General features: G+C 55.9%; 6 protein-coding genes and 1 pseudogene. 5 read left to right on the forward strand and 2 right to left on the reverse strand.

Translation table 11 applies throughout. The features are described 5' to 3' along the window. Positions 1–288 precede the first annotated feature (288 nt). Genes IV04_RS07505 through IV04_RS07520 form a run of 4 tightly spaced genes read left to right on the forward strand, consistent with a single transcriptional unit; the run spans position 289 to position 12,799 of the window. A complete protein-coding gene (locus tag IV04_RS07505) occupies positions 289–1,917 on the forward strand; it encodes a ShlB/FhaC/HecB family hemolysin secretion/activation protein (RefSeq protein WP_051916726.1) in 1,629 nt (542 codons plus the stop codon). 10 nt (positions 1,918–1,927) lie between these two features. Beyond that, on the forward strand, positions 1,928–2,482 hold the full coding sequence (locus IV04_RS07510) for a toxin-activating lysine-acyltransferase (protein ID WP_037404021.1): 555 nt from the start codon (positions 1,928–1,930) through the stop codon (positions 2,480–2,482). Then, the gene (locus tag IV04_RS07515) at positions 2,479–12,378 is read left to right on the forward strand and encodes a hemagglutinin repeat-containing protein (RefSeq protein WP_051916724.1); all 9,900 of its coding nucleotides are present in this window, start codon (positions 2,479–2,481) and stop codon (positions 12,376–12,378) included. The genes IV04_RS07510 and IV04_RS07515 overlap by 4 nt, the downstream gene beginning before the upstream one ends. A gap of 1 nt (position 12,379) precedes the next feature. Next, positions 12,380–12,799, forward strand: coding sequence for an Imm63 family immunity protein (locus tag IV04_RS07520; RefSeq protein WP_037404022.1), 420 nt, complete (start codon positions 12,380–12,382; stop codon positions 12,797–12,799). 34 nt (positions 12,800–12,833) lie between these two features. On the opposite strand, the gene IV04_RS07525 is transcribed toward IV04_RS07520, so the two are convergent. Both IV04_RS07525 and IV04_RS26720 read right to left on the reverse strand, forming a co-directional pair. Continuing rightward, positions 12,834–13,178, reverse strand: coding sequence for a hypothetical protein (locus tag IV04_RS07525; RefSeq protein WP_037404024.1), 345 nt, complete (start codon positions 13,176–13,178; stop codon positions 12,834–12,836). Further along, positions 13,175–13,392, reverse strand: a pseudogene (locus IV04_RS26720) (SymE family type I addiction module toxin). The gene IV04_RS07525 and the pseudogene IV04_RS26720 overlap by 4 nt, the downstream one beginning before the upstream one ends. Between IV04_RS26720 and IV04_RS26725 the strand changes: the two are divergent. After that, positions 13,384–14,160 (forward strand): DUF6862 domain-containing protein, encoded by a 777-nt coding sequence (locus tag IV04_RS26725; RefSeq protein WP_037404026.1) that lies wholly within the window; start codon positions 13,384–13,386, stop codon positions 14,158–14,160. The pseudogene IV04_RS26720 and the gene IV04_RS26725 sit on opposite strands and share 9 nt — an antisense overlap. Positions 14,161–14,354: the final 194 nt, after the last annotated feature.

Here is a 14,354-nt window from a genome sequence, read left to right on the forward strand (position 1 = left end):
ACGCATTATGAATGTTCAACCACTTCAGCGTGATGATACAGGCAGTGAAGTAAGTCACAATGATGACGATACCCCCCAATTCTAGGAGGGCAAACAACGTTCAGCGCTTTATTGAGGTACAGGTGAATAGTGATTGCAAATAAACTCCCTCATGGTTAATATTCGCGCAAAATTTATATAAGCAAATATTAAGCGTTTTCCAACAAGGATTGTTTGATGCCATCCCCCCGTTTTATCCGTCGGGCGCGTTATTTCCGCACCTGCGTTATTGCTGTGCCTGCGTTTCTGATGATTTCCCCGTTATCACTTGCTGCGACAGGCAGTGAGCAACTGATCCTGCAACAGCAACGTCAGCGCGCGCTGGAACAACAGCTGTTGCCGCCTACGCCCGATGTGCGTCTGCTGCCCCCGGCTTCCCGCCTGGGAAGCCTGATGTTCCCGCAGGAAAAACCCTGCTTCAACATCGATCGCGTGGAACTGAGTGGTCAGGAAGCCTTGCCACGTTGGTTGCCGTTACAACGCCTCGCCAATCAGGCGCAGGGCCAGTGTCTGGGCGGCAAGGGCATCAATCTGCTTATGAGCACGATGCAGAATCGCCTGGTGGACCACGGCTATATCACCACCCGCGTGCTGGCCCCGCAGCAAGACTTAAAAAGCGGGACATTGAAGCTGAACATCCTGCCTGGTTTCATCCGTCAGGTGAAACTGACGCCGGACAGCGGGAGCTATATCACGCTGTTCAATGCGTTCCCGCCGCGATCCGGTCAATTGTTGGATTTACGCGGCATTGAGCAAGGCCTGGAGAACCTGCAGCGCCTGCCGACCGTACAGGCCAAGATGGACATCGTCCCGGGGGAAAAACCGGGGGAAAGCGATATCCAACTCAACTGGCAGCAGGCCAAAATCTGGCGGCTGGGCGCGTCGCTGGACGATTCCGGCACCCGCAGTACCGGGCGTTACCAAGGCGGATTGACCTTCTCGCTGGATAATCCGTTATCCCTCAGTGACCTGTTCTACATCTCCGGCACCCGTGCGCTGCAACCCGGTAATGACAAGGGCAGCAAGAACCTCACCGCTCACTATTCGGTGCCGTTCCGCTACGCCATGCTGTCGGTTACTGCCAACGATTACGACTATCATCAGACCGTCGCCGGGCTGAATGGCGATTACCGCTACCGTGGCGACAGCCAGAACCTGACGGTGCAACTGAGCCGCGTCCTGCACCGCAGCGGTACCCAGAAAACCACCTTCACTTACGATATCCTGACGCGTGGGTCGAAGAACTACATCAATGACACAGAGGTGGAAGTGCAGCGCCGCCGCACCGCAGGCTGGCGCATGGGGCTGCAACACCGCCACTTTATCCAACAGGCCACACTGGACGCCGGTATCAGCTATCAACGCGGCACCCGCTGGTTCGGCGCACTGCCTGCACCGGAAGAGTCGTATGGTGATGCCACCGCACTGAGCAAGATTATCCAGCTTTCCAGCCAACTGAACGTGCCGTTTGCGCTGGGCAAGCAGACATTCCGCTACAACCTGGGTTACCAGCGCCAGATGAGCAACACCCCGCTGACGCCGCAGGACCAGTTTGCCATCGGCAGCCGTTTTACGGTACGCGGCTTTGATGGTGAGCGTACCCTCAATGCCAATGCAGGCTGGACGGTGCGCAACGAACTGGCCTGGACGACACCGGTTCCCAATCAGGAACTGTATCTGGGAGCCGATTACGGCCATGTCAGCGGTCGCGGTACCGAAAACCTGACCGGGACCAACCTGGCCGGTAGCGTGCTCGGTGTGCGCGGCAGCGCCTTCAAAACCCGTTATGACCTGTTTGCCGGGGTACCGCTCTCCAAACCGGATGGCTTCAAGACCAGCCCGGTGACGCTGGGTTTTACCCTGAACTGGGATTTTTAAGGGTAAGACGATGCTGATAGGTGCGTATGACGTGCATGCCCCATTGATACTGGGGGGCGACCGCAGTGAAGCCGAGGTGCTCGGGGCTGCCGTCTGGCTGTGGATGCACTCGCCCCAGCACCGGGATGTGCCGTTGCACGCGTTGCCCACGGTATTGCTGCCGATTATCAAATACCAGCATTACATGCTGGTTAGCCGGGGCACCCAGCCGCTGTTTTTTCTCAGTTGGATGTGGCTGAGTGTTGAGGCGGAAGCGCGTTATCTTACACAACCGGCCATTCTGGTGCAGGACGCAGACTGGGCCAGTGGCGAGCGCCTGTGGATCCGTGACTGGATCGCCCCGTTTGGTGAAACCCGCGCCATGAGCCGCCTGGTCACCGAGACGCTGTTCCCCGAGCACTGTTTTCGTTCCCTTTATCACCGTGGCGCACAACACGGTAAACGCGTGATGAATTTCAAGGGTGACCAGATCAGTCACCCACAGGCCCGCGCCTGGCGTGTGGCCAACCCATTATCTGTTTCTCTTCCCGAATACCCGCAAGACCGGTCAAGGATGTTACCGTGAACAAGAATCTCTATCGTATCGTTTTTAATACCGCCCGTGGCATGCTGATGGTGGTGCCCGATATCGCCGGGGCTGGTCGTATGGGGGCCGCGTCGTCGCCGTCCGGCACGGGCCACACCCTCAGCCAGATGATAGGTAAAGTTCATGGACTGAGTTTTGCGGTGCTGCTGGCCCTGGGGGCTATTCAGCCGGTGCAGGCCAACATCGTGGCCGATGGCAGTGCACCGGGCAACCAGCAGCCGACCATTATCAGCAGTGCCAACGGCACGCCGCAGGTCAATATCCAGACGCCAAGCGCAGAGGGCGTTTCGCGCAACGTCTACAGCCAGTTCGACGTCGATAATAAAGGTGTGGTGCTCAATAACAGCCACCTCAACACCCAGACCCAGATCGCCGGGATGGTCACCGCCAACCCGTGGCTGGCAAAAGGTGAAGCCAAAGTCATTCTCAATGAAGTCAATGCCAGTAACCCCAGCCAGTTGAACGGCTTTATTGAAGTGGCCGGGCAGAAAGCGCAGGTGGTGATTGCCAACCCGGCAGGCATCACCTGTAGCGGCTGCGGTTTTATCAACGCCAACCGTGCCACGCTCACCACCGGCCAGGCACAAATGACCAACGGCCAACTGACGGGGTACAACGTCGAGCGTGGCGAGATTGTGGTACAGGGCAATGGGCTGGACAGCAGCCTGCAGGACCACACCGACCTGATTGCCCGCTCGGTCAAAATCAATGCCGGAGTCTGGGCCAATGACCTCAACGTCACCACCGGGCGCAACCAGGTGGATGCAGCGCACCAGACAGTGAATGCAAAAACCGCTGATGGCAGCCCCCGTCCTTCTGTCGCGGTGGATGTCTCCCAACTGGGCGGCATGTATGCCAATAAAATCCTGCTGCGCGGCACCGAAGCCGGGGTCGGCGTGCATAATGCCGGGGCGCTCAATGCGATTGCCGGTGACGTGGTGGTCAATGCGGATGGCACGCTCACCAACAGCGGAGCGATGACCGCGTCTCAGACCGTCCAGGTGACAACCTCTGGTGATCTTACCAATAGCGGCAAACTGTATGCCGGAAATAGTACCCAGGTTCAGACTGCAGGAGCACTGACCAACAGCGGCATTCTGGCGGCGCAGGGTAACACCACACTTACTGCTGTTGGTATCAACAGCACCTCACAGGGTGTGCTGGCGGCAGGCATGGCCAGCGATGGCAAACTCGGCAGCAACGGCAACCTGACGCTCAACAGCCAGGGGCAACTGACCGCCAACGGCCAGAACTCCGCAGCCGGGCAATTGTCCGCTACCGGCACGGCGCTGGATTTCAGCGGCAGCCAGACTTATGGCAACAATATTGGCCTTCAGGCCACGGTGGGTGATATCCGCACCGTTGGGGCCAATCTGGCAGCCACACAAACACTTTCTGCCCGTACCGGTGGGATGCTCAACAACGACGGCGGTAAACTCAGTGCCGACCAGCTCTCGCTGACCGCCAGTAGCTTGTCTAACCAGCAGGGTACCGTGCAACAACTGGGTCAGCAGGATTTAACCCTCTCGCACGCGACCAGCATCAACAACCGTGCGGGGACGATTGCCAGCAACAGCAAAAACCTGACACTCAATACTGCCAACCTCAATAACGAGACCGGCACGATTATCCATGCTGGTGATGGAGCCTTGTCGATTCAGGCGGGGCAGATGAATGGCGACAGCGGCGCGGTGGTCTCCAACGGCAGCCTGGCACTGACGGGCACCCGACTGAACCTGGATAACACCGCCACCCAGGCGGGAAATATCACCCTCAACGCCGCTAGCCTGTCGCACCGTGGCGGGCAGATGACCCAGACCGGCAGCGGCACGCTGAACCTCAACGTCACCGATCTGTTCGACAATCTGGACGGCTCCGTGTTCTCCAACGGTGCGTTGTCGCTCACCGCCGGAACGCTCAATAACCAGCAGGGCCAGCTGATTGCTGCCGATAAGCACGACCTGACGCTGACCCTGGACGGTGCGCTCAACAACCGCGATGGCCTGATTGCCGCCGATGGGCGTTTGACCTCGTTCAGCGGTGCGGTGGATAACACTGGTGGGTTGATGCAGGCCGGTTCCACCTTGAGTCTTAACAGTCGCGGCGCTGAGGTGATAAACCGCAACAGCGGCGCACAAGGCGGGCTGGTCAGCGCAGGTGATATGCAGCTTGCGACAGGCAACCTCGACAACAGTCATGGCCAGATTGCCGCCAGCACCCTGACTGCCCAGACCGGCACACTCAATAACGCCGCAGGCAACATTCTGGCAGACAATGGGCTGACGCTCAGCAGCGGTGCCCTCAACAATCAGGCGGGAAACATTCAGTCCGATGCAGCACTGACGCTCAATACTCATGGTCAGAGCATCAATAACACGGCGGGAGGCCTGGTTGGGGCTACAGGCTCTCTGTCGCTTTCCAGCGGGGCGCTGGATAACCGCCAGGGCAAGCTGGTGGGCGGTGGTGACACCGTGTTACACACCGGCTTACTCGATAACCGGGGCGGTCAGTTGGCTTCTCTCAGCACTCTATCGCTGTTCAATACCGGCTTGCTCAACGATGACGGTGGTCTGCTGCAAAGCGCTGCCGACCTGCTGATTGACACTCAGGGCGGAACACTCAGCAACACCCGCAGTGGTGACCAGGGCGGTATTACCAGCCAAGGTTCGCTGACGCTGAAAACCGGCACGCTGGATAACCAGCAGGGTGTGCTGATCAGCAACCAGCAACTGACTCTGACCTCCGGGGCCGTCAATAACCAGCAAGGTCAGATTGCGGCATTGGGTTCTATCAATGCGCTGACGCAGGCGCTGAATAACGCCTGGGGCAGCTTGCAGTCCGGGCAGAATTTACAGTGGAATACCCAAGGTTATGCGTTCGATAACCAGCATGGCACCTTTAGTGCGCAGGGTGATCTGTCGCTGACCACCGCTGAGGTGAATAACCAGGACGGGCTGCTGGCTTCCGGTGGGGCGATGACGCTCAATACCACCGCATTTGACAACAGCCTGCAAGGTAATCTGTTCAGCAAAGGGACATTGGATCTCACTGCCAGCAACATCAATAACCAGCAGGGCCAGATCCAGGCGCTGGGGAATATGGCGCTTAGCGCCGTTCAATCGGTGATCGACAACGGGGCCGGGCTGATCCAGGGAGCACTGAATGTCACCCTGAACGCTGCCAGCATCCTTAACCAGAACACCCTCGATGCAGCCAGTGGCATTCAGGGCGGCAGCCTGACGCTGAATGCACAAGATGTCGATAACAGCCAGGGTGCGCTGCGCGTGGATAATGCGCTGACGCTCAACCTGAGCGGTAATCTCAACAACACCTCGGGGCTGCTGAGTGCGCAGAACAGCCTGCACACCCAGGCCCAGCAGATTACCAACAGCGCCGGGGCGATGGAAGCAGGCCAGCAACTCACGCTGAACAGTGGTTCCCTGACCGGCGACGGTTCGCTGCTGTCGCTGGGGGATATGTCGCTCACTCTGGCGCAGGATTTCTTCAACGTTGGTACGGTGCAGGCAGGCAATAATCTGGTCTTGAGCACCCAAGGTAATCTGACCAACCAGTCACTGATCCAGGCCGGTAACCAGCTCGATCTGACGGCGACCAACCTGTTCAACAGCGCCACGGCAGAAATCAGTGCTGGCACCACGCAACTCACCGCTACGCAGACCCTGACCAACACCGGCCTGATTGACGGTTTCTATACCCGCCTCAACGGCACCACCGTCAACAATATCGGCAGTGGCCGCATTTATGGTGATGCGTTGGCTATCCAGGCGGGGACATTGAACAATCTGGCGGAGAACGGCCAGGCGGCCACCATCGCGGCACGGCAACGGCTGGATCTGGGTGTCGGCACCCTCAACAACTATGACCATGCGCTGATTTACAGTGACGGTTTTATGGCTATAGGCGGCGCACTGGATGGCAACTACCAGGCCATCGGCCAGGGTGGGGTACTGAACAATCACAGTTCCACCATTGAATCTGCCGGAGACATGGCGCTCAACATTGGGCAGATCAACAACATCAACGATCACTTCTCGCTGGAAAACGTGCTGGTTTCTCAGGAGCATATTTCTGAATACGAAGTGCCGTACCTCAACAACGGCGTGCGTTACAACGACCAGGACTACACCATCTATATCTACCAGGACGAAGTGAACATCCTGTGTATCGAAGGGGTGATCTGCCACACCACCGACGGCGATCGTTTTACCCATTATGATTACACCCGCACCATCACCGAAGATCGGGTGAAAGAGTCTGATCCGGCCAAAATCATTGCTGGCGGCAATCTCAGCATCAACGCGGGCAGTGTGCTGAATGACAAGAGCCAGATTATTGCCGGTGGGGCACTGGCGATACAGGCGGGGTCAGTCGATAACGTTGAGGTGGAGGCCAACCGCCAGATCAATGAGGTCGGCAACGCCACCTATTACTGGCGTATTCCTCAGAAAGGGACAGATGAGAGTGGCAAAGAAGAGGTTGCTTATCAGCCCCCGACAGTGATCCAGGCTATCATGCTGAAGCCCAGTACCTTGGCGGAATATACCCAGGGTCAGGGCAGTAATCTGGTGATTGACGCCCAGCAGCAGGCGGAGATCAATGGTGATATTCAGGGGACTGCAGGCATTAACGCCGCACCGATTGCCGGGCCGGGCGCAGGTAGCCTGTTGCCGGTGGTGCCGGGTGCCATTACCCTGCCTGCGGGCAAAACCTTTGAGGTGAGCCTCGGGGACTCTGGCAAGGTAGTACGCCTGGTTGGGCCGAATACCCAACTGCCGGACAACAGCCTGTTCCTGGTGCGCCCGGACAGCAGCCCGTATCTGGTGGAAACCGATCCACGCTTCACCAACCAGAAACAGTGGCTGGGTTCGGATTACATGATGAACGCCTTCACCACCGACCCGAACAACGTGCTCAAACGTCTGGGGGATGGCTACTACGAGCAGCGGCTGATCCGCGAGCAGGTGATTGCCCTGAGCGGTAACCGTTACCTCGACGGTTTTACCAACGACGAAGAGCAGTTCAAGGCCCTGATGAACAACGGGGTGGAATTTGGCAAGAAATACAACCTGACCCTCGGTGTGGCACTTACCGCTGAACAGATGGCATTGCTGACGGGCGATATCGTCTGGATGGTGGCGCAGACCGTGACTCTACCGGATGGTAGCACCCAGCAGGTACTGGTGCCGCAGGTGTATGCCACCGTCAAGGCGGGTGATCTGGACGGCAGCGGTGCGTTGCTGTCCGGGAAAACCGTCGGCCTGAATCTCAGTGGCGATCTGACCAACAGCGGGCGCATCAGTAGCCAGCAGAGCACGCAGATCCTGGCGGAGAACATCAACAACCTGGGCGGCTTGATCCAGGGTAACGATGTGGCGCTGAAAGCGCGCACCGATATCAATAATGTCGGCGGGGTGATCGCCGGGCAGCAAAGCCTGGTGGCGACCGCCGGACGGGATATCAACGCCATCACCACCACCCGCAGTGCCGAAAGCGCGGGCGGTGACTTTGCACGTAATACGCTGGACCGCGTTGCCGGGCTGTATGTGCAGCAAGCGGATGGCACGCTGGCGCTGCAGGCCGGGCGCGATGTCAATCTGACGGCAGCGCAGGTAGTCAACAGCGGCGAAGGCGGCACGACCTCTATTACGGCGGGGCGCGACCTGAACCTGAATGCGGTGGAAACCAGCAACAGTGAGCGGTATGTTTTCGGACCCAATAATACAGTGGCGCAACGTTCAACAGCGCATACGGGGTCAGTGGTCTCGGGTCAGGGGGATGTCACCCTGTCAGCGGGACAGGATATAAACACCCAGGCCGCCAGAATGTCTGCGGAGGGGCAACTCGCTCTCCAGGCTGGAAGGGATGTTAATCTTCACGATGTTACCGATACCTTTGCTTATGATGCACATCATGAATACAGCGGAAAAACAGGGGGAGGGCGTAACCGTAACTACACGCAGACACTGACTCTTGATGCCACATCTTCTCAGGGAAGTTCGCTGTCGGGGCGTGATATCAATGTTGCTGCTGGCCATGATGTCAATGTTGTTTCCGGGAATATCCAGGCAGATAACACGCTGTCCGTTCAGGCGGGGAATGATGTTTCTATCAAGGCAGGCAATAATACGTTGACGTCTGACAGGATATTTAATGGCACAACGTGGCAGAAGGTCACGGAAAGCCATCAGGGCAGTCAGTTGGCTGCGGGTAACAATCTGTCTCTGCAGGCCAAACAGGACGTAAATGTACAGTCATCGACCCTGATTGCAGAGAATGATGTGAGCTTGCGTGCTGGTCGGGATGTCAATCTTTCTTCTCAACAGACACGTGAGTATGAAGAAAGCCGCTCGAGCGGTCGTCAGCAGGTCGATGAGTCTGTCCGTCAGCAGAATACCGACATAGCCAGTGGTGGGAATACCACGATCCAGGCAGGCCGTGACGTCAACAGTCAGGCTGCGCAGGTGAACGCACAAGGTGATATCGGTGTGACTGCCGGGCGTGATATCAATCTTGATACTGCCACCGAGAGTGACTATTCCTTCTTCGAAGAAACCCAAACCAAGAAAGGCTTCCTGTCGAAGACCACCACCCATACGGTGCGTGAAGACTACGCGACGCAGGAAAAAGGCTCACTGCTCAGCGGCAACAACGTGTCGTTGTCTGCCGGTAATGACTTGACGGTGAAAGGCTCTGCGGTGGTCGGTGACGGCAATATTAATCTAAAAGCAGGTAATAACGTCGAGATTGTGGCCGCCACCGAAGAGCAATCGAGCTACCGATTGGATGAGAAGAAAAAGAGCGGTGTGTTCAGCGGCGGTGGGTTGGGCTTCACTGTCGGCAGCACCTCGTCACGCCATCAGGTGAACGAAGACGGTACCACTCAGAGCCAGAGCGTGAGCACCATCGGGTCGACCGGTGGCGATGTGAGCATCGTGGCGGGCGGTAAAACCCATATCGGCGGTGCGGATGTGATTGCCAACCAGAACCTGTCGGTGACCGGTGACAGCGTACAGATTGACCCAGGGCACGATATCACGCGCCGGGATGAGACCTTTGAGCAGAAGAGCAGTGGCTTGACCATCGCGCTGTCTGGCCCGGTGGGCAGTGCTGTCAACAGTGCGGTCACCACCGCACAACAGGCAAAAAAAGAAACTGATGGGCGCTTGGCCGCCTTGCAAGGGACCAAAGCGGCGCTGTCAGGTGTTCAGGCCGTGCAAGCCGGGCAACTGGTGCAGGCGGAGGGCGGCGATGCGGCGAGTATGGTGGGCGTCAGCGTTTCACTAGGTTCGCAGAAATCGTCCTCGCAGCAACATCAGGAACAGAAAACCGTCAGTGGTTCGACACTGACGGCGGGCAATAACCTGACGGTCACTGCCACTGGCCAAGGAAATTCGGCAAACAGCGGCGACCTCCTGATTGCCGGTAGCCAGCTCAAAGCCGGTGGTGATACCACGTTGGATGCGCAACGTGATTTGCTGTTACTGGGTGCAGCCAATACGCAAAAAACTGAAGGCAGCAACAGCAGCAGCGGCGGCAATATTGGCGTCAGCCTGGGCGTGGGTGGCTCAGGCAGCGGTCTGAGTGTGTTTGCCAACGCCAACAAGAGTCAGGGTAATGAGCACGGCGACGGCACCTTCTGGAGCGAAACCCTGGTCGACAGTGGCGGTACGCTGTCGCTGCACAGTGGCCGCGACACGGCACTGGTGGGTGCGCAGGCCAGCGGTGACACGGTGAAGGTGGATGCAGGGCGTAATCTGACGCTGCAAAGCCAGCAGGACAGCGACAACTATGATGCGAAGCAGACCAGCGTCAGTGGCGGTGTCAGCGTGGCGGTGGTGGGCGGCGGTGGCTCGGCCAACCTGAGCATGAGCCGTGACAAACTGCACAGCAACTATGACAGCGTGCAGGAGCAGACGGGTATCTACGCGGGTAAAGGCGGCTTTGATATCACGGTGGGTGAGCATACGCAGCTTGACGGTGCGGTGATAGCCAGCACGGCAGACGCGGATAAAAACCGGTTGGATACCGGCACACTGGGCTTTAGCAATATCCATAACCAGGCAGACTTCAAGGCCGAGCATCAGGGCGGTAGCCTAAGCACTGGTGGCCCGGTGGGCTCTGACCTGCTGAGCAATCTGGGCAGCATGGCGCTGTCGGGGTTGGGTAACAGTGGGCATGCAGAAGGCACAACGCAGGCCGCAGTCAGTGATGGCACTATCATCATCCGTGACCAGGCCAACCAGAAACAGGATGTGGCGGAGCTGAGTCGAGACACCGACAATGCTAACGGCAGTATTGGGCCAATATTTGACAAAGAGAAAGAACAAAACCGGCTGAAGGCGGCGCAGCTGATAGGTGAAATCGGTGCACAGGCGATGGATATCGTCCGGACACAAGGGGATATCAACGGGCTTGAGGCGGCACTGAAGGCCAATCCGAAGCTAAAAGGTGATACCGAAGCACTGCGCAATACCGATGCCTATAAAGCAGAGATGCAGAAATACGGTACGGGCAGCGACTTGCAGAAAGCGGCACAAGCCGTCACAGCAGCGTTGCAGGGCCTGGCCGGTGGCAATATGGCGGCGGCGATTGCGGGTGGATTAAGCCCGTATGCAGCAGAGCAAATCAAGAAGTACACCGGGGACAATGATACCGCCAACGTGCTGGCGCACGCAGTATGGGGTGCAATAGCGGCAGAGATGAGCGGCAACTCTGCGGCGGCTGGCGCAGCGGGTGCGGCAGGTGGCGAACTGGCCGCACGTTATCTGGCGGGTCAGTTGTATCCTGACGTGAAACCCGAAAACCTGAGTGAGGAGCAGAAGCAGAGGATCAGCGCTCTGGCGACCTTGGCGGCAGGGTTAGCGGGTGGTGTCGTGGGCGACAGCACGGCGAATGCGGTAGCGGGAGGCCAGGCTGGGAAGAACGCGGTGGAGAATAACTATCTGAGCAATCAACAGCGTTCAGATAGAGATAAAGAGTTCGATGCCTGTAAAGGCAGTGTGTCGTGCCAATTGCAAGTGGGTGCCAAATGGGATGCCATCAGTCTGGGGCAAGATACCGCCTACAGTGCAGGCATGTTAGTTGGTGTTCCTCAAGGGCTTTATGACTCAGTCGAGAGTTTATCGAAATCCATCAGCGATCCTGCTGCGGCTTATGATGCAATCAAGCAACTGATAGCGAGCGATGACATCTTTAGCACGATGTCGGATGCGGTTAAGCAAAGCTACATTGATCGTATCAACCTGATGGAGTCTGAATATCAGAAAGCTGGCGCGAGTGGTGCGTATAACGCGGGTGTTGAAGCCGGTAAACTAGTGTCTGATCTGATTGGTGCTGTTGCAGGTGGCGTTGGTGTTGCAAAAGTGGGTACAGCACTCACAGAGAAAATTGCAGCGAAAGTGGTTGGCAAAATTGACTCACCAAACCTTAAAACACCATCTGGTAACCCTAACAGTTCAAGTGCTATTACCGATGTTGAGGCAGGCGGGTATTCTTACTATGACCAATTCAAGAATGCTAATGGGGGATGGGATTGGCCTAAGAATTTGGGATTTGAAGGTGATCCTGTCAAAACTACAATCCCAGTAGGCACTCGTTTGGATAGATATGGAGAGCCCAATGGTTCTTTCCTTGCACCGAAAGGGACACCTTACGAACAACGAGCCCTTGCGCCTGGTGCTAAAGCTGAAAAATATTATGAGTATGAGGTAATAAAACCTTTGCCTGCTATACAGGGAGAAATTGCTCCTGCTTTTGGTCAGCCAGGTGGGGGTGTCCAAATATTACCCAACATGCAAGAGCGAGTGAATGTTGACTGGCTGGTGAAAAATGGATATCTACGGGAGATAAAGTAATATGCTGCTCTCTTTTTCTGAGATACAAAAAAAAATCAACGAACTAGGGAAGAGTGTGGGGATTCCTGAAAGTGATTTGCACATTTTCTCATCATCACCTGGTGATGGTAGGCCACATATTTCCTATGATGGTGGGTTGTACAATTATATATATGCAGAGAGAGGGGTAGAGTTTTTTAGAAAAACAACGAGTTCAAAAGATGAGCTGTTTTATTGGATTATGTCTGACTTTATTTATAAAGTCGCCTTTCAGTATGAACTGGAAAATCGTGTTGAGAACAGAGATGGGCGGCGAATTGCGTTTAATAAAGCGCTTGATCTTATGGGGAGTATTAGTGATGAGTGGAGATTAAAAGCTCAGCATGAAATTGATGATATCCTCACTAAAAATCCGTATACAGATACTTTTAAATTAAAGTAACAAAACCCCGGCCAACTGGCCGGGGTTTTTGCTTTTATGCCTTAAAAACATCGACTTCCCGCTGCTGCAACCGAATCACACCAGGCGCGGCGGTCACTTCCAGTTGTTCAGCGCTGGCAATGCCGGACTCGGTGAGCCAGTCGCCGCCAATGATTACCTCGCCGTTCTCCCGCACCCAATCCGCTCCTAAATCCTGCCGGTCTTGGCTGGCCTCACACAGCGCTTCCCAGGTGGCATCATCGGTGACGACAGTGATCCAGAGTGTGTGATGCTGAAGCGTCAGTTGCAGCGGCGTGCTGGTGGTAAATCCCAATACGGCCAACGCGCCGCCTGCCAGTGTCAGTTCCGGTATCGGTTGAGGGGTAAAAGTGATGTTCATGCGTTCCCCTCCGTGGTGGGCGCGGTGCGGATAATCAGTTGGCCCTGTTCGGCGGTAATGCTCACCGGTTGGCCCTGAGTAAAGCCTAATGCTTCCAGCCATCGGTCAGTTGTGGCAGCGGGTTCGGCCTGCCGCCGTTGGTGCGGTAACCGACCACGCTTTTACGCGCTTGGGGTGCGGCGGGTTGTGACGTAGAATCTGCTCTGTGGAGAATAACTATCTCAATGCCAACGATAAGATCCTCAAACAGCAACTGGAAGCCAAACTGGCGAATGACACGATTACTGATAGTGAAGTGAAAGATCTGGCCGAGCTGACGCAAAAGGATCTTACCAGTGATGCAAATCTGAAGGATGCTTGCGCCAATGGAGCCAGTGCGGGATGTATCCATGAACTGAAGCTGGCACAGGCAGCTAAAGAAAGCTATCAGGATTATGCCGAATACCAGACCTATTACGACTTACGTGACCAGTTCCCAGAGGAAATGGCGAAGTTCGGTGATTTAATCGGTGACTACTCGCTTGATCTGATCAAGTTGGTGGACCAAGGTTATACGCCTGAACAGGCCAAGGCCAAAATGTCTCAGGATGCAGCGTACTCAGCCAAATACCAGCAGGCGATGGACGATGTTCCCGGCTGGGCCAAGATAGCCATGACCATCCAGGATACGGTGGGGATGGTTTATGGTGCTAAGGCTGCGGGGTTCACTCTGACAAGGGTGACAGAAGCCCAATTAACGCCTTTTAGACAGATGGTAATTGATGTTCGGGCTGGATTATCTTCAAAAGTAAAAAATTCTGGTAATGCTGCTGTTGCTGAAATTGATATACCTGGTATGCCAAAGCAGATGGCAGCACATAGTCGAGTCGATAATGCTGGTAAAGGGTTGGTAGGAGAAGGAAGTCAGAATTTCCAATACCAAACCTTGAAAGCTAGGGTGTGTCCCTTAATTGCTAGGAATGGAAAAATGCTCACAAATTAAGCATTTTTAGGGGGCGACTCTGGTATTTTGGCTCAAAAATCACTCTAACCTGCTGCTTTTATCGTATTGGCTTGTATAAAAACTGAATTAAGGGACACAGCCTAGTGATGGTAGGCCTATCGATAGGAACACTGACTCTGAATATAAAATTCTTGATAACCTTGCAGATCAGTTTGTAGTGGTTTAATGAATTT

This window comes from Serratia sp. Ag1 (assembly GCF_000743355.1).
Taxonomy (GTDB): Bacteria; Pseudomonadota; Gammaproteobacteria; order Enterobacterales; family Enterobacteriaceae; genus Chania.

What these genes read in the sequence shown, in the direction of transcription:
- IV04_RS07505 (WP_051916726.1), top strand. Translation starts at nt 289, where the DNA reads ATGATTTCCCCGTTATCACTTGCTGCGACAGGCAGTGAGCAACTGATC.
- IV04_RS07510 (WP_037404021.1), top strand. Translation starts at nt 1,928, where the DNA reads ATGCTGATAGGTGCGTATGACGTGCATGCCCCATTGATACTGGGGGGC.
- IV04_RS07520 (WP_037404022.1), top strand. Translation starts at nt 12,380, where the DNA reads ATGCTGCTCTCTTTTTCTGAGATACAAAAAAAAATCAACGAACTAGGG.
- IV04_RS07525 (WP_037404024.1), bottom strand. Translation starts at nt 13,178, where the DNA reads ATGAACATCACTTTTACCCCTCAACCGATACCGGAACTGACACTGGCA.